General features: G+C 55.9%; 23 protein-coding genes. 18 read left to right on the forward strand and 5 right to left on the reverse strand.

Features of this window, described 5'->3' with window-relative positions; all coding sequences use genetic code 11:
- Positions 1-61: 61 nt before the first annotated feature.
- Positions 62-874 carry a tRNA cyclic N6-threonylcarbamoyladenosine(37) synthase TcdA gene (tcdA, locus tag RT644_RS05475; protein WP_313626091.1) on the forward strand — a complete coding sequence of 271 codons (813 nt, stop codon included), beginning with the start codon at positions 62-64 and terminating at the stop codon, positions 872-874.
- On the opposite strand, the gene csdE is transcribed toward tcdA, so the two are convergent.
- A complete protein-coding gene (gene csdE, locus RT644_RS05480; RefSeq protein WP_020455039.1) occupies positions 859-1,308 on the reverse strand; it encodes a cysteine desulfurase sulfur acceptor subunit CsdE in 450 nt (149 codons plus the stop codon). The two genes, tcdA and csdE, sit on opposite strands and share 16 nt — an antisense overlap.
- Positions 1,305-2,513, reverse strand: coding sequence for a cysteine desulfurase CsdA (gene csdA / locus RT644_RS05485; RefSeq protein WP_313626092.1), 1,209 nt, complete (start codon positions 2,511-2,513; stop codon positions 1,305-1,307). The genes csdE and csdA overlap by 4 nt, the downstream gene beginning before the upstream one ends.
- 192 nt (positions 2,514-2,705) lie before the next feature.
- Between csdA and RT644_RS05490 the strand changes: the two genes are divergently transcribed.
- From RT644_RS05490 to rlmM, 4 genes are all read left to right on the forward strand, one after another.
- A complete protein-coding gene (locus tag RT644_RS05490) occupies positions 2,706-2,933 on the forward strand; it encodes a YgdI/YgdR family lipoprotein (protein ID WP_020455037.1) in 228 nt (75 codons plus the stop codon).
- Between the two features lie 351 nt (positions 2,934-3,284).
- Positions 3,285-4,199: a glycine cleavage system transcriptional regulator GcvA gene (gene gcvA / locus RT644_RS05495; protein WP_017457703.1), complete on the forward strand. Its 915-nt coding sequence runs from the start codon at positions 3,285-3,287 to the stop codon at positions 4,197-4,199.
- A gap of 40 nt (positions 4,200-4,239) precedes the next feature.
- Positions 4,240-4,635 (forward strand): DUF423 domain-containing protein, encoded by a 396-nt coding sequence (locus RT644_RS05500; RefSeq protein WP_313626093.1) that lies wholly within the window; start codon positions 4,240-4,242, stop codon positions 4,633-4,635.
- Complete coding sequence (rlmM, locus tag RT644_RS05505) at positions 4,628-5,728, forward strand: 23S rRNA (cytidine(2498)-2'-O)-methyltransferase RlmM (RefSeq protein ID WP_313626094.1); 1,101 nt, start codon at positions 4,628-4,630, stop codon at positions 5,726-5,728. Before RT644_RS05500 ends, rlmM begins: the two co-directional genes overlap by 8 nt.
- Before the next feature lie 114 nt (positions 5,729-5,842).
- Here the strand turns inward: rlmM and RT644_RS05510 are convergent, their stop codons facing one another.
- Positions 5,843-6,877 (reverse strand): aminopeptidase, encoded by a 1,035-nt coding sequence (locus RT644_RS05510; RefSeq protein WP_044489721.1) that lies wholly within the window; start codon positions 6,875-6,877, stop codon positions 5,843-5,845.
- A 236-nt stretch (positions 6,878-7,113) separates the two neighbouring features.
- On the opposite strand from RT644_RS05510, the gene cysG reads away from it, so the two are divergent.
- From cysG to rpoS, 13 genes are all read left to right on the forward strand, one after another.
- The gene (cysG, locus tag RT644_RS05515; protein WP_313626154.1) at positions 7,114-8,529 is read left to right on the forward strand and encodes a siroheme synthase CysG; all 1,416 of its coding nucleotides are present in this window, start codon (positions 7,114-7,116) and stop codon (positions 8,527-8,529) included.
- A gap of 9 nt (positions 8,530-8,538) precedes the next feature.
- Complete coding sequence (gene cysD, locus RT644_RS05520) at positions 8,539-9,447, forward strand: sulfate adenylyltransferase subunit CysD (RefSeq protein ID WP_017457708.1); 909 nt, start codon at positions 8,539-8,541, stop codon at positions 9,445-9,447.
- A gap of 9 nt (positions 9,448-9,456) precedes the next feature.
- Complete coding sequence (gene cysN / locus RT644_RS05525) at positions 9,457-10,884, forward strand: sulfate adenylyltransferase subunit CysN (RefSeq protein ID WP_313626095.1); 1,428 nt, start codon at positions 9,457-9,459, stop codon at positions 10,882-10,884.
- Positions 10,884-11,489: an adenylyl-sulfate kinase gene (gene cysC, locus RT644_RS05530; protein ID WP_020455031.1), complete on the forward strand. Its 606-nt coding sequence runs from the start codon at positions 10,884-10,886 to the stop codon at positions 11,487-11,489. Before cysN ends, cysC begins: the two co-directional genes overlap by 1 nt.
- 110 nt (positions 11,490-11,599) lie before the next feature.
- Positions 11,600-11,929: a DUF3561 family protein gene (locus RT644_RS05535; protein ID WP_020455030.1), complete on the forward strand. Its 330-nt coding sequence runs from the start codon at positions 11,600-11,602 to the stop codon at positions 11,927-11,929.
- A 161-nt stretch (positions 11,930-12,090) separates the two neighbouring features.
- The gene (ftsB, locus tag RT644_RS05540; protein ID WP_313626096.1) at positions 12,091-12,429 is read left to right on the forward strand and encodes a cell division protein FtsB; all 339 of its coding nucleotides are present in this window, start codon (positions 12,091-12,093) and stop codon (positions 12,427-12,429) included.
- 19 nt (positions 12,430-12,448) lie between these two features.
- Complete coding sequence (ispD, locus tag RT644_RS05545) at positions 12,449-13,159, forward strand: 2-C-methyl-D-erythritol 4-phosphate cytidylyltransferase (RefSeq protein WP_313626097.1); 711 nt, start codon at positions 12,449-12,451, stop codon at positions 13,157-13,159.
- The gene (gene ispF / locus RT644_RS05550) at positions 13,159-13,638 is read left to right on the forward strand and encodes a 2-C-methyl-D-erythritol 2,4-cyclodiphosphate synthase (protein WP_017457714.1); all 480 of its coding nucleotides are present in this window, start codon (positions 13,159-13,161) and stop codon (positions 13,636-13,638) included. Before ispD ends, ispF begins: the two co-directional genes overlap by 1 nt.
- Positions 13,635-14,684, forward strand: coding sequence for a tRNA pseudouridine(13) synthase TruD (gene truD, locus RT644_RS05555; RefSeq protein ID WP_313626098.1), 1,050 nt, complete (start codon positions 13,635-13,637; stop codon positions 14,682-14,684). The genes ispF and truD overlap by 4 nt, the downstream gene beginning before the upstream one ends.
- A complete protein-coding gene (surE, locus tag RT644_RS05560; RefSeq protein WP_044489474.1) occupies positions 14,665-15,426 on the forward strand; it encodes a 5'/3'-nucleotidase SurE in 762 nt (253 codons plus the stop codon). The genes truD and surE overlap by 20 nt, the downstream gene beginning before the upstream one ends.
- Positions 15,420-16,046 (forward strand): protein-L-isoaspartate(D-aspartate) O-methyltransferase, encoded by a 627-nt coding sequence (locus RT644_RS05565; RefSeq protein ID WP_020455026.1) that lies wholly within the window; start codon positions 15,420-15,422, stop codon positions 16,044-16,046. The genes surE and RT644_RS05565 overlap by 7 nt, the downstream gene beginning before the upstream one ends.
- 166 nt (positions 16,047-16,212) lie before the next feature.
- On the forward strand, positions 16,213-17,286 hold the full coding sequence (nlpD, locus tag RT644_RS05570) for a murein hydrolase activator NlpD (RefSeq protein ID WP_233500430.1): 1,074 nt from the start codon (positions 16,213-16,215) through the stop codon (positions 17,284-17,286).
- A 125-nt stretch (positions 17,287-17,411) separates the two neighbouring features.
- Positions 17,412-18,404: an RNA polymerase sigma factor RpoS gene (gene rpoS, locus RT644_RS05575; RefSeq protein ID WP_002442472.1), complete on the forward strand. Its 993-nt coding sequence runs from the start codon at positions 17,412-17,414 to the stop codon at positions 18,402-18,404.
- Between the two features lie 68 nt (positions 18,405-18,472).
- On the opposite strand, the gene RT644_RS05580 is transcribed toward rpoS, so the two are convergent.
- On the reverse strand, positions 18,473-18,838 hold the full coding sequence (locus tag RT644_RS05580) for a DUF4440 domain-containing protein (protein ID WP_313626099.1): 366 nt from the start codon (positions 18,836-18,838) through the stop codon (positions 18,473-18,475).
- Entirely contained in the window at positions 18,835-20,043 is a 1,209-nt protein-coding gene (locus tag RT644_RS05585) for an MFS transporter (protein WP_313626100.1), read from the reverse strand. The genes RT644_RS05580 and RT644_RS05585 overlap by 4 nt, the downstream gene beginning before the upstream one ends.
- Positions 20,044-20,144 lie beyond the last annotated feature (101 nt).

Raw genomic sequence — 20,144 nt, forward strand, 5'->3', positions numbered from 1 at the left:
TACACTCGCACCCTCTTCCGGCTCCGGAAGAGGGGCTTTCGTTTCATCTTGAGGTTTGTTTATGTCAGCAGTAATCAGTGACGCCTGGCGCCAGCGCTTTGGCGGCACCGCGCGGTTGTATGGTGAAAAAGCGCTGCAGTGGTTTGCCGATGCGCATATCTGCGTGGTGGGCATTGGCGGTGTCGGCTCGTGGGCGGCGGAAGCGTTGGCGCGCACCGGTATTGGTGCGATCACGCTGATTGATATGGATGATGTCTGCGTCACTAACACCAACCGGCAAATCCACGCGCTGCGTGAAAATGTGGGGCTGGCGAAAGCCGAGGTGATGGCGGAGCGTATTCGCCAGATAAACCCGGAGTGCCTGGTGACGGTGGTTGATGATTTTGTCACTGCCGATAACGTCGCACAGTTAATGAGCCGTGATTACAGCTATGTGATTGATGCGATTGATAGCGTGCGCCCAAAAGCGGCGATCATTGCCTACTGCCGACGCAATAAGATCCCGCTGGTAACGACCGGTGGCGCAGGCGGGCAGATCGATCCGACCCAGATCCAGGTGAGCGATCTGGCGAAAACCATTCAGGATCCGCTGGCGGCGAAACTGCGCGAGCGCTTAAAAAGCGATTTTGGCGTAGTCAAGAACAGCAAAGGCAAGCTGGGCGTGGATTGCGTGTTTTCCACCGAAGCGCTGGTTTACCCGCAGGCGGATGGCTCGGTGTGTGCGATGAAAAGCACGGCGGAAGGGCCAAAACGCATGGATTGCGCCGCCGGTTTCGGCGCGGCGACCATGGTGACCGCGACGTTTGGCTTTATCGCGGTCTCCCATGCCCTGAAAAAACTGATGGCGAAGGCGGAACGTCAGGCTAGCGCCTGACGGGCTGCTTCCTGCACGGCGGCGGCCAGCGCCGCCAGCCCCTGGCTACGTGACGCGCTAAGCTGGGCGCGTAAGCCCAGCTCATCAAACAGCGCCAGCGGATCGTTTTCCACCAGCGTTTGCGGGGTTTTGCCTTCTACGGCGGTAAGCAGGACTGCCAGCAACCCGCGTACGATGCGGCCTTCACTGTCGCCAAAAAAGTGCATTTTTCCGTCCACGCCGAGCGTGGAACCCAGCCAGACACGATTTTCACAGCCGGGAATTTCCCGCGCCTGCGCTTTTAATTCGTCCGTCGCCGCAGGCAGTTGCTTGCCGAGCAGGATCAACTGGCGGTACTTCTCTTCCCACTGGTTAAGTGCGCCAAATGTCTGGCGCAGCGTCTCTTCGGTTATCACCGTGCCGAACGGATGTCCGGCAAAAGCAGGGCTGGTCATGCATCCCCCAGAATGTCGAGCGCGCGATCAACCGCGACTATCAGCGCATCAACATCGTGTTGCGTATTGTATGGGGCAAATGAAGCGCGCAGCGTACCACTGACCCCCAGCGCCGCCAGCAATGGTTGCGCGCAGTGTTGCCCGGCGCGCAGCGCGATACCGTAACCGGCAAGGAGCGTCACCATATCGCTGTGGTGAATGCCGTCGAAATCGAAAGCCAACAGGCTGGAATCCTGGCAGCGGAAAGAGCGGAAACCCGGACGCTGTGCCAGTTGCTCCTCCGCAAGCGTGGCTAACCCACGGCTGTAGCTCTCCGCCTGGACAATATCCATCGTGTCCAGCCACTCAAGCGCGGCGCTTAAACCAATCACCCCTGCGACGTTAGGCGTCCCGGCTTCCAGCTTGTACGGCACCGGTTGCGTGGTGAAGCCATCAAACGTCACTTCGGTAATCATCTTGCCGCCGCCGAGCCACGGTGTCATTTCATTGAGCAGTTCCGCTTTGCCGTACAGCGCACCGATGCCATTTGGTCCATACAGCTTGTGGCCAGAGAAGGCGTAAAAATCGATATCCAGACGCTGAACGTTCGCCGGGAAATGCACCACGCCTTGTGCGCCGTCAACCACCACGATCATGCCTGCCGCATGCGCCAGGGTAATGGCGCGTTCCAGATCCGGGCAGCCACCGGTGACGTTGGACATCTGTCCGAGCGCCAGAATCCGGCTACGTGGAGTAATTAATTGTGGTAACAGCGCGATATCCGGTAAGTGGTCGGCGCCCAGCGGTAATTTCACCACTTTTGCGCCGGTCTGCTGCGCGACCATCAGCCACGGCACCAGGTTCGCGTGGTGTTCCGCTTCACTGACGAGGATTTCATCCCCGGCTTGCAGACGCGGGCGGGCGTAGCATTGCGCGACCATATTGATGGCTTCTGTGGTGCCGCGCGTCCAGACGATATTTTTCCCGGAGGGCGCGTTAAGGAGGGCGGCAACCTGTTCGCGCGCCGCTTCATACCGGGCGGTGAGCTGTTGCGCCTGCGCGAACTGGCTGCGATGCACGTTGCCAGCGCTCAGGCTGTAGAACTGTTGCGTGGCGTCAATCACGGCTTGCGGCTTCAGGGCGGTAGCGGCGCTGTCGAGATAGACGCCCGCATCGGCAAGCGCCGGAAACTGCGCGCGAAAGTGCGCTGGGTTAAATGCGTTCATGCGATTCCTCATCTAATTACTCAGATCGTCGCGCAATTTTTCGGTCGTAGCAAGGCAGTTGATAACCATCGGAATTGTCTGTTTGTCCTGGCAGAGTCCGGTAAGCAGGTTATGCTGAATAGTGTTAGTTAATCGTTCGAGACTCTTCCGTGAAGAGTATTTCACAGCATTAATTGCCAGAAGGAGAAGAAGATGAAAAAGGCTGCCGCAATTATTTCTGCATGTGCTTTTGCTTTTGCCCTGAGCGCTTGTTCCAGCCCGAACTATGCATTACACACTAACGATGGTCGTACGATTATTTCGGAAGGTAAACCGAAAACCGACGATCAGACCGGCATGATCTCTTATAAAGACGCCAACGGTAACGAGCAACAGATCAACCGTACCGACGTCAAAGAGATGGTCGCGCTGGATAAATAACCCTGATTTCAGGTAAAAAAAAGCACCGCAATCTTGCGGTGCTACATTAATCACTATGGACAGACAGGGTAAATGTACAGGAAGTGAAAAAGGGGTAGCGTCGCTACCGGGGTCTGAATAGCAGACCAAATTGCAAACACAACAACACAACATCACAACCGTAAGCCAAAAGCCCTTCAGAACACACATTCCAAAAAAAGCTTCTCGTTCCGGCTCAGGAAGTGCCGCCACTATAGGTATTTGCTGGTAGAAGCTCAACGGACAATTTATAATGGCTCAGATAAAAAAAACTAATAGGTTAAACACTGTTTCCTGTTTGTTAAATTGCCTTTACATCTAAGCCTGATAACCATGTCCAAGCGATTACCACCACTAAATGCATTACGTGTTTTTGATGCCGCTGCCCGCCATCTGAGTTTTACGCGCGCCGCCGATGAGCTTTTTGTGACGCAGGCCGCAGTAAGCCACCAAATCAAGTCTCTCGAGGATTTTCTTGGCCTGAAACTGTTCCGTCGACGCAACCGTTCGCTGCTGCTTACCGAGGAAGGTCAGAGTTATTTTCAGGATATCAAAGAGATATTTTCCCAGCTCAATGAGGCCACGCGAAAACTACAAGCACGCAGTGCAAAAGGCGCGCTCACTGTTAGTTTATTGCCCAGTTTTGCCATTCAATGGTTGGTGCCGAGGCTCTCTAGCTTTAACTCAGCTTATCCGGGAATCGACGTGCGCATCCAGGCGGTTGACCGCGAAGAGGATAAACTGGCGGACGATGTCGACGTGGCGATTTTTTACGGTCGCGGCAACTGGCCAGGGCTGCGTGTTGAAAAACTGTACGCAGAATACTTGCTACCCGTCTGCTCGCCATTATTACTCACTGGCGATAAAGCATTGAAAAAGCCTGAAGATCTGGCGCATCACACCTTGCTGCATGACGCTTCCCGGCGCGACTGGCAAACTTATACGCGCCAGTTAGGTCTTAATCTTAATGTTCAGCAGGGACCTATTTTCAGCCACAGCTCTATGGTGCTGCAGGCCGCTATCCACGGACAGGGGATCGCACTGGCCAACAATGTAATGGCACAGTCCGAAATTGAGGCAGGTCGTCTGGTCTGCCCGTTTAATGATGTTCTGGTCAGTAAGAACGCGTTTTATCTGGTTTGTCATGACAGCCAGGCAGAACTGGGTAAAATAGCCGCCTTTCGTCAGTGGATCCTGGCAAAAGCGGCCAGCGAACAGGAAAAGTTCCGTTTCCGTTACGAACAATAATTCGCGCGCGTATGGCGCGTATGACTTTTAGGGTACTCACATGACCAGCCGTTTTATGCTGATTTTTGCCGCGGTAAGCGGTTTTGTGTTTGTCGCGCTGGGGGCTTTCGGCGCGCACGTGTTACGTAAATCTTTGGGCGTGGTGGAGATGAGTTGGATCCAGACCGGGCTCGAATATCAGGCGTTCCACACGCTCGCGGTGCTTGGGCTGGCGGTGGCGATGCAGCGCCGCATCAGCATCTGGTTTTACTGGAGCAGCGTTTTTTTGGCGTTCGGCACCGTGTTGTTTAGCGGCAGCCTTTATTGCCTGGCGCTCTCACATTTACGCCTGTGGGCGTTTGTTACGCCGGTCGGTGGCGTCTGTTTTCTCATCGGCTGGGTATTAATGTTAGTTGGCGCAATTCGTCTGAAACGTAGGGGCGTTGTTCATGAATAAAGTGGTATTGCTGTGCCGCCCGGGTTTTGAGAAAGAGTGCGCAGCAGAAATTACCGATAAAGCCGGTCTCCTTGAGGTGTTCGGTTTCGCGCGTGTGAAAGAGAACGCGGGTTACGTTGTGTTTGAATGCTACCAGCAAGACGACGCCGACAAACTGGCGCGCGAGCTGCCGTTCAGTTCGCTGATTTTTGCCCGCCAGATGTTTGTCGTCGGCGAGCTGCTGCGCGACTTACCGCAGGAAGATCGCATTACGCCGATCGTCGGCATGCTGCAGGGCGTCGTGGATAAAGGCGGCGATTTGCGTGTGGAAGTGGCCGATACCAACGAAAGCAAAGAGCTGATGAAGTTCTGCCGCAAGTTTACCGTTCCGCTACGCAGTGCGCTGCGTGAAGCGGGCATCCTGGCGCGTAGTGATTCAGCGAAGCGTCCGGTCGTTCACGTGTTCTTTATTGCGCCGGGTTGTTGCTACACCGGTTATTCGTACTCCTTTAACAACTCGCCGTTCTATATGGGCATCCCGCGTCTGAAGTTCCCGTCCGATGCGCCAAGCCGTTCAACGTTGAAACTGGAAGAGGCGTTTCACGTCTTTATTCCGGCAGATGAGTGGGACGAGCGCCTGGCAAATGGAATGTACGCGGTGGATCTCGGTGCATGCCCTGGCGGTTGGACCTATCAGCTGGTGAAACGCAACATGTGGGTAGCGTCGGTGGATAACGGCCCGATGGCGCAAAGCCTGATGGATACCGGCCAGGTAACCTGGCTGCGTGAAGATGGTTTCCGCTATCGACCGAACCGCAACAACATCTCGTGGATGGTGTGCGACATGGTGGAGAAGCCGGCGAAAGTCGCCGCGCTGATGGCGCAGTGGCTGACTAATGGCTGGTGCCGGGAAACCATTTTCAACCTCAAGCTGCCGATGAAAAAGCGTTACGAAGAGGTGTCAAACAACCTGGCGTATATTCAGGCGCAACTGGATGAGCATAACGTTGCCGCGCAGATTCAGGCGCGGCAGCTCTATCATGACCGTGAAGAAGTGACGGTACATGTGCGCAGAATGTGGGCTGCGGTAGGCGGGCGTCGCGACGAACGCTAGCCGCCGGTTGATCACTTCTACTGAACCCGGACGTGCGCAAAAATCTTTTCGTTTCGGTTTTTGCACACCGGTCGGGTTCGGGGGAGTTGCAAGATAACGCCAGCCATGCTGGCGTTAATTTTTGGTGGTTTTCGCCAGTTCGCTCACCAGCGGCAGCATGATGCGCACCACGTCGCGGCTGCGGCGCTCAATGCGTCCCGGCAATGCCTGATCGATATACTGCTGGTTATCCAGCCGGGCATTATGGTGGCTTACGCCTTCCGGGAAGGTTTTGGATTTGGCGCGCTGTTGGTTGCCGTCTTTCAGACCCAGAGACCAGTTTGTCGCTTCCACCGACAGCACCGGAATAGAGGCCTGATCAAACACCTGCGCATCATTAGCGCTGTGGTTGCTTTTGGTGGCTGTGACCGGGGCGCTCAGCGCCTGAATGCCGTGCGAACGGGCAATGGCCAGTGCCCGATCCCGCGTCAGTTTGCGCACTGAAGCCGGGGTGTTTTTCCCGCTGCTAAAGTAGAGCTTGTCGCCGACGATCAGGTTATTCATATTGATCACCAGCAGCGTGTTTTTGCGCTCTTTTTCGCTCATTCGTGCAAGATAACTCTCTGCGCCAAGCTGGCCTTCCTCTTCGCCGCTGGTGGCGACAAAACGAATACCGTATTGCGTTGGCGTCTGCTTCAGCGCTTGCGCCAGTTCCAGCATCACGCCTACAGCCGCCGCGTTATCATCTATACCCTGCAGCGTTAAACCGCCGAGGTTGTTGTCGACATCCGCATCGCTGCGCGGTGCGTAGGTATCGAGGTGCGCCATAATAATGATCTGCTGCGGCAGTTTGCCTTCATGCGCGGCAATCACCGTGCTGCCGGTAACGTTTTGCCAGTTCTGCTGGTTATCTTTCGCCGTATAGCGGTAACGGGTTTTGAATTTACGGATATCGCTCTGGTAGCCCATTTGTTCAAATTGTTGCTGAACGTAATCCGCAGAGAGCATTTCAGCGGGGGTGCCGGTCATTCGTCCCGGGAACAGGGTGGCAATGTGACGAGCCTGCTCAGTTGCAAAGTCGCCGGGTTGAGAGGTCCGGGCAGAAACCGGGAGGATAAAGCATACGCCGAGCGCCAGGGCAGCGGTACGGAGGCGCAATGCGGAAAACATAGGGAGTCCTTTAAGCAGCAGAATTTTTACCGCGCTTAGTATGAAACTGTGACCCGCTTTACACAATTTCATTTCTTCTTAACCTTCCGAAAATGTTGATGTTAAGCACTTTTTGATATTAGCTTTGCACAAGCGTTATTCCTTTGCGGAACTACTCATTCCAATTCGTAATTTCATTCGTTCTAAAGCGCCCCCTATAGTCCCTCTATTGCTGGCCTTGAGTGAGTTACCGCGTTGTGGATTACCTGCCGTTATTTGCTGCTGTAAAAGACCGCCCCGTTTTAGTGATTGGCGGCGGCGAAATCGCCGCGCGCAAGATTGCTTTTTTGCGTCGCGCTGGCGCACATGTGCAGGTGGTGGCGCAACGGCTGGAGCCGCAGTTGCAGCAACTTGCCGATGCGCAATCTCTTCACTGGCTGGCTACCGAGTTTGACGAATCACAGCTGGACGCGGTTTTCCTGGTGATTGCCGCGACCAACGATTCGGCGCTGAACCGCCGGGTGTTTGACGCCGCCAATGCGCGTCATCGGCTGGTGAATGTGGTCGATGACCAACCGCTGTGCTCCTTTATTTTCCCGTCGATTGTGGATCGTTCACCGTTACTGGTGGCTATCTCTTCTGGCGGTAACGCGCCGGTGCTGGCGCGGTTACTGCGTGAAAAGATAGAAGCGCTGCTGCCGGGTAATCTCGGGCGCATGGCGGAAGTGGCCGGGCGCTGGCGGACACGCATCAAGGCGTTTCGTCGTACTACCGATGAGCGGCGTCGTTTTTGGGAAACGGCTTTTCGCGGGCGTTTTGCCAGCCTGATGGCGGCGGGCGACGAACCGGCCGCGGAAAAAGCGCTGGAAGCAGAGTTAGCGCAACCGGGTTCCGGGGGCGGTGAAATCATTCTGGTCGGTGCCGGGCCAGGCGATGCCGGATTGCTGACGTTGCGGGGTTTGCAGGTTATCCAGCAGGCAGACGTCGTGTTTTATGACCACCTCGTGAGCGATGCGGTGCTGGAACTGGTGCGGCGGGACGCAGAGAAAATCTGCGTGGGCAAACGCGCTGGTTCGCACGCGGTGGCGCAGCATGATACCAACCGCATGTTGGTGGACGCGGCGCGCGAGGGGAAAACGGTGGTGCGCCTGAAAGGTGGCGATCCGTTTATCTTTGGACGCGGCGGCGAAGAGCTGCAGGCGGCGGCTGTAGCGGGCATTCCCTTCCAGGTGGTGCCGGGCGTTACGGCAGCATCGGGTGCGACAGCCTATGCCGGCATCCCGCTGACGCACCGGGATTTTGCCCAGAGCGTTACTTTTGTTACCGGCCATTATAAAGCCGACAGCGCGCCGTTTGACTGGTCGCAACTGGCGCAGAGCCGCCAGACGCTGGCGATTTATATGGGCACGATGAAGGCAGCTGAAATCAGCGAACAGTTGATTACCCACGGGCGGGACAAAACCACGCCGGTGGCGGTGATTTCCCGCGGTACGCGCGCGGATCAACACGTTGCTACCGGCACATTAGAACAACTTGAGGAACTGGCGAAAGCCGCCCCGATGCCTGCCCTGCTGGTGGTGGGCGAGGTGGTCGGGCTGCATCGCGAACTCGCCTGGTTCCGGCATACGACAGCGACGGAGGCGTTCGGCGCCGCCGTGATTAATCTGGCTTAAGGAATGGTTATGGATCAAAAACGACTCACTCACCTGCGACAACTGGAGGCGGAAAGCATCCATATTATCCGCGAAGTGGCCGCCGAATTTTCCAACCCGGTGATGATGTACTCCATCGGCAAAGATTCCAGCGTGATGCTGCATCTGGCACGCAAAGCCTTCTACCCAGGTACGCTGCCGTTTCCGCTGCTGCACGTGGATACCGGCTGGAAATTCCGTGAGATGTACGAATTCCGTGACCGTACCGCAAAGGCCTATGGCTGTGAGTTGCTGGTGCATAAAAACCCGGAAGGGGTGGCGATGGGCATTAACCCGTTCGTACACGGCAGTGCCAAACACACTGATATCATGAAAACCGAAGGGTTGAAGCAGGCGCTGAACAAGTACGGTTTTGATGCGGCATTTGGCGGCGCGCGGCGTGACGAAGAGAAATCGCGTGCCAAAGAGCGCATTTACTCCTTCCGCGATCGCTTCCACCGCTGGGATCCGAAAAACCAGCGCCCGGAGCTGTGGCACAACTACAACGGCCAGATCAACAAAGGCGAAAGTATTCGCGTGTTCCCGCTCTCTAACTGGACCGAGCTGGATATCTGGCAGTATATCTTCCTGGAAAATATCGACATCGTTCCGTTGTACCTGGCGGCGGAACGCCCGGTGCTTGAGCGCGACGGTATGCTGATGATGATCGACGATGACCGTATCGATCTGCAGCCGGGTGAAGTGATCGAAAAACGGATGGTGCGTTTCCGTACGCTTGGCTGCTGGCCGCTGACCGGCGCGGTGGAATCAAACGCGCAAACGCTGCCGGAAATTATCGAAGAGATGCTGGTTTCAACGACCAGTGAACGTCAGGGGCGCGTGATTGACCGCGACCAGGCCGGCTCCATGGAGCTGAAAAAACGTCAGGGATACTTCTAAGGAGCCGCCATGAACACCACGATTGCACAACAGATTGCCAATGAAGGCGGCGTCGAAGCGTATCTGCATGCCCAGCAGCACAAAAGCCTGCTGCGCTTTTTAACCTGCGGTAGCGTTGATGACGGCAAAAGTACGCTGATTGGCCGACTGCTGCACGATACCCGCCAGATCTACGAAGATCAGCTCTCCACCCTGCACAACGACAGCAAACGGCACGGCACCCAGGGCGAAAAGCTCGACCTTGCGCTGCTGGTTGATGGCCTGCAAGCGGAGCGCGAACAGGGCATTACCATTGATGTGGCGTATCGCTATTTCTCTACCGAAAAACGCAAATTTATCATTGCCGACACGCCAGGGCATGAGCAGTACACCCGAAATATGGCGACCGGCGCGTCGACCTGCGATCTGGCGATTTTGCTGATCGATGCGCGCAAAGGCGTGCTGGATCAAACCCGCCGCCACAGCTTCATCTCCACGCTGCTCGGCATTAAACACCTGGTCGTGGCCGTCAATAAAATGGACCTGGTAGACTTCAGCGAAGAGACGTTCGACAACATTCGTCAGGATTACCTGACTTTTGCCGGGCAACTGCCGGGCAACCTCGATATCCGCTTTGTGCCGCTGTCGGCGCTCGAAGGGGATAACGTTGCCAGCCAGAGCGGGAAAATGCCGTGGTACAGCGGCCCGACGCTGCTGGAAATGCTGGAAACTGTTGAAATCCAGCGCGTGGTGGATACGCAACCGATGCGCTTCCCGGTGCAGTACGTTAACCGCCCGAACCTCGATTTCCGTGGTTTCTCCGGCACGCTCGCCTCTGGCGTGGTGAAAGTTGGTCAGCGCATCAAAGTGCTGCCGTCTGGCGTCGAATCGACTATCGCCCGCATCGTGACGTTTGACGGTGATTTACAGGAAGCCGCAGCGGGTGAAGCGATTACGCTGGTGCTGAAAGATGAGATCGATATCAGCCGTGGCGACTTGATTCTGGATGCACAGGAAACGCTGCCTGCCGTGCAGGGCGCATCGCTGGATGTGGTGTGGATGGCGGAACAGCCGTTGCAGCCTGGCCAGAGCTATGACATCAAAGTGGCAGGCAAAAAAACGCGCGCCCGTGTGGATGGCATCCACTACCAGGTGGACATCAATAACCTGACGCAGCGCCAGGTGGATACGCTGCCGCTTAACGGTATTGGGCTGGTGGATCTGACGTTTGACGAGCCGCTGACGCTGGATGCATATCAGCAGAATCCGGTGACCGGCGGCATTATCTTTATCGATCGCCTGAGTAACGTGACCGTTGGCGCAGGAATGGTGCGTGACGTTCATATCCAGCAGCAGGCCATTACATCCGGGTTCAGCGCATTCGAACTGGAACTGAATCAGCTTATTCGTAAGCACTTCCCGCACTGGGGCGCACGCGATCTGCTGGGGGGCAAGTAATGGCGCAGCATGACGAAAACGTCGTCTGGCACGCGCATCCGGTGACGCCTGATGCGCGTGAGCAACTTCACGGTCACCGTGGGGTTGTGCTGTGGTTTACCGGCCTTTCCGGTTCGGGGAAATCGACCGTCGCGGGGGCGCTGGAAGAGGCGCTGCACCGCGCGGGTGTCAGCACCTATTTGCTGGATGGCGATAATGTGCGCCACGGGCTGTGCAGCGATTTAGGCTTTAGCGACGCCGATCGTAAAGAGAATATACGCCGCGTGGGCGAAGTGGCTAAATTGATGGTTGAAGCCGGTCTGGTCGTGCTCACCGCCTTTATTTCGCCGCACCGCGCCGAGCGGCAAATGGTGCGCGAGCGCCTGGGAGCAGGGCGGTTTATCGAGGTATTTGTTGATACGCCGCTGGAGATCTGCGAAGCGCGCGATCCTAAGGGGTTGTATAAGAAAGCGCGTGCGGGTGAACTTCGCAACTTCACCGGCATTGATTCGGTATACGAAGCGCCGCAATCCCCGGAAGTGCATCTGGACGGCGAACAATTGGTAACAAATTTGGTCAGCCAATTATTAGACCTCCTCCGGCAGGGCGATATTATCAGATCCTGAGACGGTACTGGCGATACACGCCATCTTCAGCTTTCCCGGCGTTAATGTTGGCGCCGCCTGAACGAGGGTGTGTATTTCCGTTACCGGTCGTACAGGCAACAGGATCAGATATGCGCAACAGTCAGAACATCACCATTCCACGGTCGCAGTCGATGACGACCACCACCGATGAAGCCACAACATGGTCGTTCCCTGGAGCGGTTGTGGGCTTTGTCGCATGGCTGCTGGCGCTCGGCATCCCGTTCATGATTTACGGCTCCAATACGCTGTTTTTCTTTCTCTACACCTGGCCTTTTTTTCTCGCCCTGATGCCCGTATCCGTTGTGGTCGGCATTGCGCTGCATTCGCTCCTCGATGGCAAGCTGGTTTACAGCAGCGTGGCGACACTGTTGACGGTAATCGCCATGTTCGGCGTGCTGTTTATGTGGCTGATGGGGTAACGCAATCCCTACGTCAAACCGTAACGCTCATTAAGGCAATGTGTCCGGCTACGGATCGACAGACATTTATGGTAAAGTCTGGCGCTTGTGCGGCATCACCCGGCTGGAGTGGAGTCTGACGAAAAGTTATGGGATGATGATGCCGTTTTTCAGGGGGCAGGATGGGTAAACTAACGCTGCTATTGCTGGCTTTGCTGGTCTGGCTACAGTATTCGCTGTGGTTCGGCAAGAATGGTCTGCATGATTACGGCCGCGTCAGCGAAGATGTGGCGGCACAGCAGGCGACAAACGCCAAATTAAAATCGCGTAACGATCAGCTTTTCGCCGAAATTGACGATCTCAATGGTGGCCAGGAAGCGATTGAGGAACGCGCTCGCAACGAATTAACCATGACGAAGCCGGGCGAAACATTTTATCGTCTGGTGCCGGACGCCTCCAGGCGCGCGTCGGGCTCAGCGCAAAACACGCAAAATACACAAAATACGCAGAACAGACCTTAAATAATCCCGGACTCACGACATGTCAGCAATGATCCCGGACGTCTGTGCCGTGGTGCCGGCCGCCGGATTTGGCCGCCGCATGCAAACGGAATGTCCTAAGCAGTATCTCTCCATCGGTGATAAAACCATTCTTGAGCACGCGGTCGCCGCGTTGCTCGCCCATCCGCGCGTTAGTCGCGTGATTATCGCGGTCAGCCCTGGCGATGAACGTTTCGCGCAATTACCCCTTGCCAGCCATCCGCAAATCACCGTGGTAAACGGTGGCGCAGAGCGCGCGGACTCCGTGCTGGCGGGCTTGAAGGCCGCCTCGGGCGCGCAGTGGGTGCTGGTGCACGATGCAGCACGGCCTTGTCTGCATCAGGATGATTTAAACCGTCTGCTGGTGCTGAGTGAAACCAGCCGCGTGGGCGGAATTCTTGCCGCCCCGGTGCGTGACACCATGAAGCGTGCCGAACCCGGTAAAACCGCGATTGCTCACACCGTTGAGCGCAACGATTTATGGCATGCGCTGACGCCGCAGTTTTTCCCGCTGCCGCTGCTGCACGGCTGCCTGACCCGCGCGCTGAACGAAGGCGCTGTCATTACTGATGAAGCCTCAGCACTGGAGTATTGTGGTTTTCACCCGGAGCTGGTCGCCGGACGCGCGGATAATATTAAAGTCACCCGCCCCGAAGATTTACGACTTGCAGAATTTTACTTGACCCATGCAGACCTCCAGGAGAAAGCATAATGCGCATTGGACACGGTTTTGACGTACACGCCTTTGGAGGCGTTGGCCCGATTATCATTGGCGGTGTGCGCATTCCCTTCGAAAAAGGCCTGCTGGCTCACTCTGATGGCGATGTTGCGCTGCATGCGTTGACCGACGCGCTGCTGGGCGCGGCGGCGCTTGGCGATATCGGCAAATTGTTCCCGGACACCGATCCGGCGTTCAAAGGAGCAGACAGCCGCGAGCTGCTGCGTGAAGCCTGGCGGCGCATTCAGGCGAAAGGCTATACGCTTGGCAATGTCGATGTCACCATCATCGCTCAGGCACCGAAAATGCTGCCGCATATTCCGCAGATGCGCGTGTTTATCGCTGAAGATCTCGGTTGCCATATGGATGATGTCAACGTCAAAGCCACCACTACCGAGAAACTGGGCTTTACCGGCCGCGGCGAAGGTATCGCTTGTGAAGCGGTGGCGTTGCTGGTGAAGGCGGCGAAATGACAGATTTTGAGAACCTGACATTTTTGCACGGCAAACCGGTGGCAAGCGGCGTTCTGAAAGCCAATCCGGAAGATTTCGTGGTGGTGGAAGATCTTGGCTTTGAGCCTGATGGCGAAGGCGAGCATATTCTGGTGCGCATCCTGAAAAATGGCTGCAACACGCGTTTTGTCGCTGATGCGCTGGCCAAATTCCTTAAAATCCACGCGCGTGAAGTGAGCTTTGCCGGGCAAAAAGATAAACACGCTGTCACTGAGCAGTGGCTGTGTGCCCGCGTACCAGGTAATGCGATGCCCGATCTCAGCGCATTCCAGCTTGAAGGTTGCAAAGTGCTGGAATATGCCCGTCACAAGCGCAAACTGCGTCTCGGTGCGCTGCAGGGCAATGCGTTTACGCTGGTACTGCGCGAAGTTAGCAACCGTGCGGATGTTGAGGCGCGCTTGCAGGCAATCGCGGAGAAAGGTGTACCGAATTATTTCGGCGCTCAGCGTTTTGGCATCGGCGGCAGCAACCTGCAAGGCGCGCTTCGCTGGGCGCAGAGCGATGCGCCGGTGCGCGACCGTAACAAGCGCAGTTTTTGGTTGTCGGCGGCGCGCAGCGCGTTGTTTAATCAAATCGTCAGCGAGCGGTTGAAAAAAACAGACTTTAATCAAGTTGTTGACGGCGATGCGCTACAATTAGCGGGGCGCGGCAGCTGGTTTGTTGCAACCCGTGAAGAGCAGGCGGAACTGCAAACGCGCGTTGAGGCGAAAACGCTGATGATTACCGCGTCGCTGCCAGGCAGCGGTGAGTGGGGCACACAGCGTGACGCGCTGGCGTTTGAACAACAGGCGGTTGCGGATGCGCCGCAGCTACAGGCGCTGCTGGTGCGGGAGAAAGTCGAAGCAGCGCGCCGCGCGATGCTGCTCTACCCGCAAAAATTGAGCTGGAACTGGTGGGATGACGTCACCGTCGAATTACGGTTCTGGCTTCCGGCGGGCAGCTTTGCCACCAGTGTCGTCAGGGAACTTATCAACACATCGGGTGATTATGCGAATATTGCTGAGTAACGATGACGGGATCCACGCGCCGGGTATCCAGACGCTGGCAAAGGCTCTTAGAGAGTTTGCCGATGTTCAGGTCGTCGCTCCCGATCGTAACCGCAGCGGCGCGTCTAATTCGCTGACGCTTGAATCCTCGCTTCGTACTTTTACGTTTGAAAACGGCGATATCGCCGTCCAGATGGGCACACCGACCGATTGCGTTTACCTGGGCGTAAATGCGCTGATGCGCCCGCGCCCGGATGTGGTGGTGTCTGGTATTAATGCCGGGCCGAACCTTGGCGATGATGTTATCTACTCCGGTACGGTTGCCGCTGCGATGGAGGGGAGACACCTGGGATTCCCGGCGCTGGCGGTGTCGCTTAACGGCCATACGCATTATGACACTGCCGCAGCGGTCACCTGTTCCCTCTTACGCGCGTTAAGCCGCGAACCGCTGCGAACGGGCCGTATTTTGAATATTAACGTCCCGGATCTGCCGCTGGATGAGATCAAAGGCATTCGCGTTACGCGTTGTGGTAGCCGCCATCCGGCGGATCAGGTGATTCCACAGCAAGATCCGCGCGGTAACACGCTGTACTGGATTGGCCCGCCCGGTGAGAAATGCGATGCCGGGCCGGATACTGATTTCGCCGCCGTTGATGAAGGCTATGTTTCCGTGACGCCGCTACATGTAGATTTAACCGCTTACAGCGCGCATGATGTGGTGTCGGGTTGGTTGGATCGTGCCGGGGTGAACAGGCAATGGTAAGCAAACGCGTACAAGATCTTCTCAATCAATTACGCGCGCAGGGCATCAAAAACGAGCAGGTGCTTGAGGCGTTGTCACAAGTGCCGCGCGAGAAATTTATCGACGAGGCGTTTGAACACAAAGCGTGGGATAACGTCGCGTTGCCTATTGGTCAAGGGCAAACCATTTCTCAGCCTTACATGGTGGCGCGAATGACCGAGCTGCTGGAGCTGACGCCAGCCTCGCGGGTGCTGGAAATTGGCACCGGTTCGGGGTATCAGACCGCGATTCTGGCGCGCCTGGTGCATCATGTTTGCTCGGTTGAACGCATCAAAGGGTTGCAATGGCAGGCACGTCGCCGCCTGAAACAGCTTGATTTACATAATGTTTCTACGCGTCATGGTGATGGCTGGCTGGGGTGGCAGGCTCGTGCGCCGTTTGACGCCATTATCGTGACCGCTGCACCGCCGGAAATCCCGGCTGCGCTGATGTCGCAGCTTGATGACGGCGGTATTCTCGTTTTGCCCGTGGGCGACGAACTCCAGCATTTAAAGCGGGTTCGTCGGCGGGGAAGCGAATTCATTATCGATACCGTTGAAGCCGTACGCTTTGTGCCGCTGGTGAAAGGCGAACTGGCCTGAGAAACAGAGTTTTCCTGGGTTTTTCAGGCAATAACAGCGTATGGTGAGCACATTTGCCGTAAACGTTCACGGTTATCTTTAAGTCATTGGTAATTTACATATTGTTGGGGGATAAATGAGCGCGGGAAGCCCAAAATTAACCGTAAGCCGTGTTGCGGCATTATCACTGGTTTCACTTTGGCTGGCAGGGTGTTCAAATTCCACTAATGCTCCGGCCCCGGTTAGTTCCGTTGGCGGCATGAAGAGCGCCAGCAGTAATAATTCCAGTTCCGGTATGTTAATCACGCCGCCGCCAAAACTTGGCACGTCCGCGCAGCAACCGCAGATTCAGCCGGTACAGCGTCCTGCCGTTCAGCCGACGCAGATCCAGCCCGTCGCACAGCAGCCCGTTCAGACGGTGAACGGCCATATCGTCTATAACCGCCAGTATGGCAATATTCCTAAAGGCAGCTACACCGGCGGCAGTACCTACACCGTTAAACGTGGTGATACGCTGTTTTATATCGCGTGGATCACCGGGAACGATTTCCGTGACCTCGCGCAGCGTAATCACGTTGCCGCGCCGTATAGTCTGGAAGTCGGACAAACATTGCAGGTTGGCAATGCATCCGGTACGCCAATCACTGGTGGTAACGCCATAACTCAGGCTGATGCTTCTGCGCAAGGAATCGTCTCAAAACCTGCACAAAATTCAACCGTAGTGGTTGCTTCGAAACCGACAATTACGTATTCTGAAGATTCAGGTGAACAAAGTGCTAACAAAATGTTGCCGAACAATAAGCCTGCGACTATCGTCACAGCGCCTGTTACGGCTCCTTCTGTAAGCTCAACCGAACCGACTGCCAGCAGTACCTCAACCAGCTCGCCAATTGCTTCATGGCGCTGGCCGACTGATGGCAACGTTATCGACAACTTCTCTGCGACCGAAGGTGGCAACAAAGGCGTCGATATTGCGGGCAGTAAAGGGCAGGCTATCGTCGCGACCGCAGATGGGCGCGTTGTATATGCCGGTAACGCACTGCGCGGTTACGGTAATTTGATCATCATAAAACATAACGATGATTACCTGAGTGCCTACGCCCATAACGACACAATGCTGGTCCGGGAACAACAAGAAGTTAAGGCGGGGCAGAAAATCGCTACCATGGGTAGCACCGGAACCAGTTCTACACGCTTGCATTTTGAAATTCGTTACAAGGGGAAATCCGTAAACCCGCTGCGTTATTTGCCGCAGCGATAAATCGGTGCAAAGTGAATGAAGTGCTCCCCATTTGAGTCGTTGCAGCGTGCGCAGATGCCGCTGCAGCCGGCAAAATGAGTAGTCTTCAGGTGCTTTGCCCAGGGATCACGGGTAGGAGCCACCTTATGAGTCAGAATACGCTGAAAGTTCATGATTTAAATGAAGACGCGGAATTTGATGAGAACGGAGTAGAGGCTTTTGATGAGAAAGCCTTAGTAGAAGAGGAACCCAGTGATAACGACCTGGCTGAAGAGGAGCTGTTGTCGCAGGGTGCAACCCAGCGTGTTTTGGACGCGACTCAGCTGTACCTTGGGGAAATTGGGTACTCCCCGCTCTTAACGGCCGAAGAAGAAGTTTATTTCGCACGCCGTGCGCTACGTGGTGATGTAGCCTCTCGCCGTCGCATGATCGAAAGTAACCTGCGTCTGGTGGTGAAAATTGCCCGTCGTTATAGCAATCGTGGTCTGGCGCTGTTGGATCTGATTGAAGAGGGTAACCTGGGGCTGATCCGCGCCGTTGAGAAATTTGACCCTGAACGTGGGTTCCGTTTCTCAACATATGCCACCTGGTGGATCCGTCAGACCATTGAACGGGCAATCATGAACCAAACCCGTACGATTCGTCTGCCAATCCACATTGTTAAAGAGCTGAACGTCTATCTGCGTACTGCTCGCGAGTTGTCCCATAAACTGGACCACGAGCCGAGCGCGGAAGAGATTGCCGAACAGCTGGATAAACCTGTTGATGATGTCAGCCGTATGCTGCGCCTCAACGAGCGCATTACCTCAGTAGATACGCCGCTGGGCGGTGATTCTGAAAAAGCGCTGCTGGATATCCTGGCCGATGAGAAAGACAACGGTCCGGAAGACACCACGCAAGACGATGATATGAAACAAAGCATCGTTAAATGGCTGTTCGAACTGAACGCCAAACAGCGTGAAGTGCTGGCGCGTCGTTTCGGTCTGCTGGGTTATGAAGCTGCAACACTGGAAGATGTGGGCCGCGAAATTGGTCTCACTCGTGAACGTGTTCGCCAGATTCAGGTTGAAGGTCTGCGTCGTCTGCGTGAAATCCTGCAAACGCAAGGGCTGAATATCGAAGCGCTGTTCCGCGAATAAGCACCATTTCACGACAAAAAGGCCGCTCGCAGATGACGCGGCCTTTTTTCTTTGTTCTCAATCCACCGTCACGCTGCCTGCGCCGTTTCATGCAAATGACGCCACAACACGCGTCCTTGCTGAAATTGAAACACCACTGTCGAACAGCGCACATGTTCGCCCTGTGTTTCCCGGTAGCCTATTACCGCGCCATCCTCCCACTCCGCCAGCGGTTCGATGTTATCGACCACGATCTTCAGCCCTGCTCGACTACCGCACTGCGCCTGGAAAAAACCGGTAAGGGCCGCGTAGTCCAGAGATGCACCGGAAAGCGTCACCATGGAAAAGTTTCCGGCAAAGCGCGCCATCAATGCCTCCAGCTCGCCTTCACCCCGGCTGAGCCAGTTTTCGATGGCGATATGCGCGTCAATAATTTCAGTAACATAGGCTTTCATGGTTTCTCCTGATACAGATAGTGCAGAGTTTGTTGGTTATTCAGTCGCAGGGCGGCCACCAGCGGTAACAAGGAAAAGGCGGCAGCGGTAATAAACGTGCCGCGCCAGGCCAGTAAAGGGGAAAACAGGTGCTGCAATGCGCTCAACACGCACGCCAGCAAGGTTGTCCCGAGGAAGAAGCTCAGTTGCCGGTTAAGATTCCACAGCGCGCTGGCATCGGGCATCTCATGATGGGGAATCGTCAAAAAGGCACTGCTCTGCGCGGTGCTGCTGCACAAACTCCCACCCGCACCCATCAGGGTAAATGCTGCGGTAACGACGCTGGCAGGCGTCTCTGGCGTAACGCCCGTCAACATCAGCATTCCGACAGCCTGAAATAAACACCCGGTGATGATGAATGGTCGCGGGCCAAGGCGGTTGAAATAACGGCCGCTAAAACAGATCGCGGCGAAAGACGCCAGCGACCACGGGATCATTAACGCACCGGTCATTGCTGGCGACATCCCGGCGATGCGCTGCAAATAAAACATGCCCACCACACTCACACCGATGAACATCCCCGGCACACAGAGATAAATCAGCATGGCGAAGCGCAGCAGTGAATTGCGCAGTAAGGGTAAATGCAGCAGGCGCGACGACCCGCCTGCCACAGGCTCGTCTTTTAGCCACAGGCTCGCGAGCAGCAGCGTTAGCAGCGCAACAGGTAGCGTGGCGAAGAAAATCCAACGCCAGCTAAAAGACTGTACCAGCACGCCACCGATCGCGGGCGAACAGGCGGGAGCCAGCAGTGCGACCAGCATCACGGCGGAAGAGACTTTGGCGCGTTCATGAGGCTCAAATTGTTGCCAGGTTAACGCTTGTCCCACCGGGATCAGCAGCCCGCCGCCTGTGCCTTGCAGCACGCGCCAGAAAATCAGGCTGCCAGCGGAGTTAGCGCAACCTGCCGCCATCGCCGCTGCGCTAAATACAAGCAGTGAAAAGATAAAGACGCGTCGAGCGCCAAAACGTCTGGTTAGCCGGGCGCTAAACGGGATTGCCAGCGTTAAACCGGCCATATAGCCGTTGCTGACCCATGCCAGCGCAGAAACCGACGCCTGCAGGCTAACCGCCATCGCCGGAAACGCTACGCTGGCAATAAACATGTTGATTACGTCGAGAAAAAAGCCCAGCAGATATACCACCGCGACCTTGTTGCGATACACCATTTTCTGCCCTCCTGTGTGGAGGCGTAATGTAGCGGAGCCATGGGGCGGGATAAACGGCGCGCCGGGCGATATACTGTCAAAATTATTTTTACAATGATGGA

This window comes from Kosakonia sp. (assembly GCF_032104925.1).
Taxonomy (GTDB): domain Bacteria; phylum Pseudomonadota; class Gammaproteobacteria; order Enterobacterales; family Enterobacteriaceae; genus Kosakonia.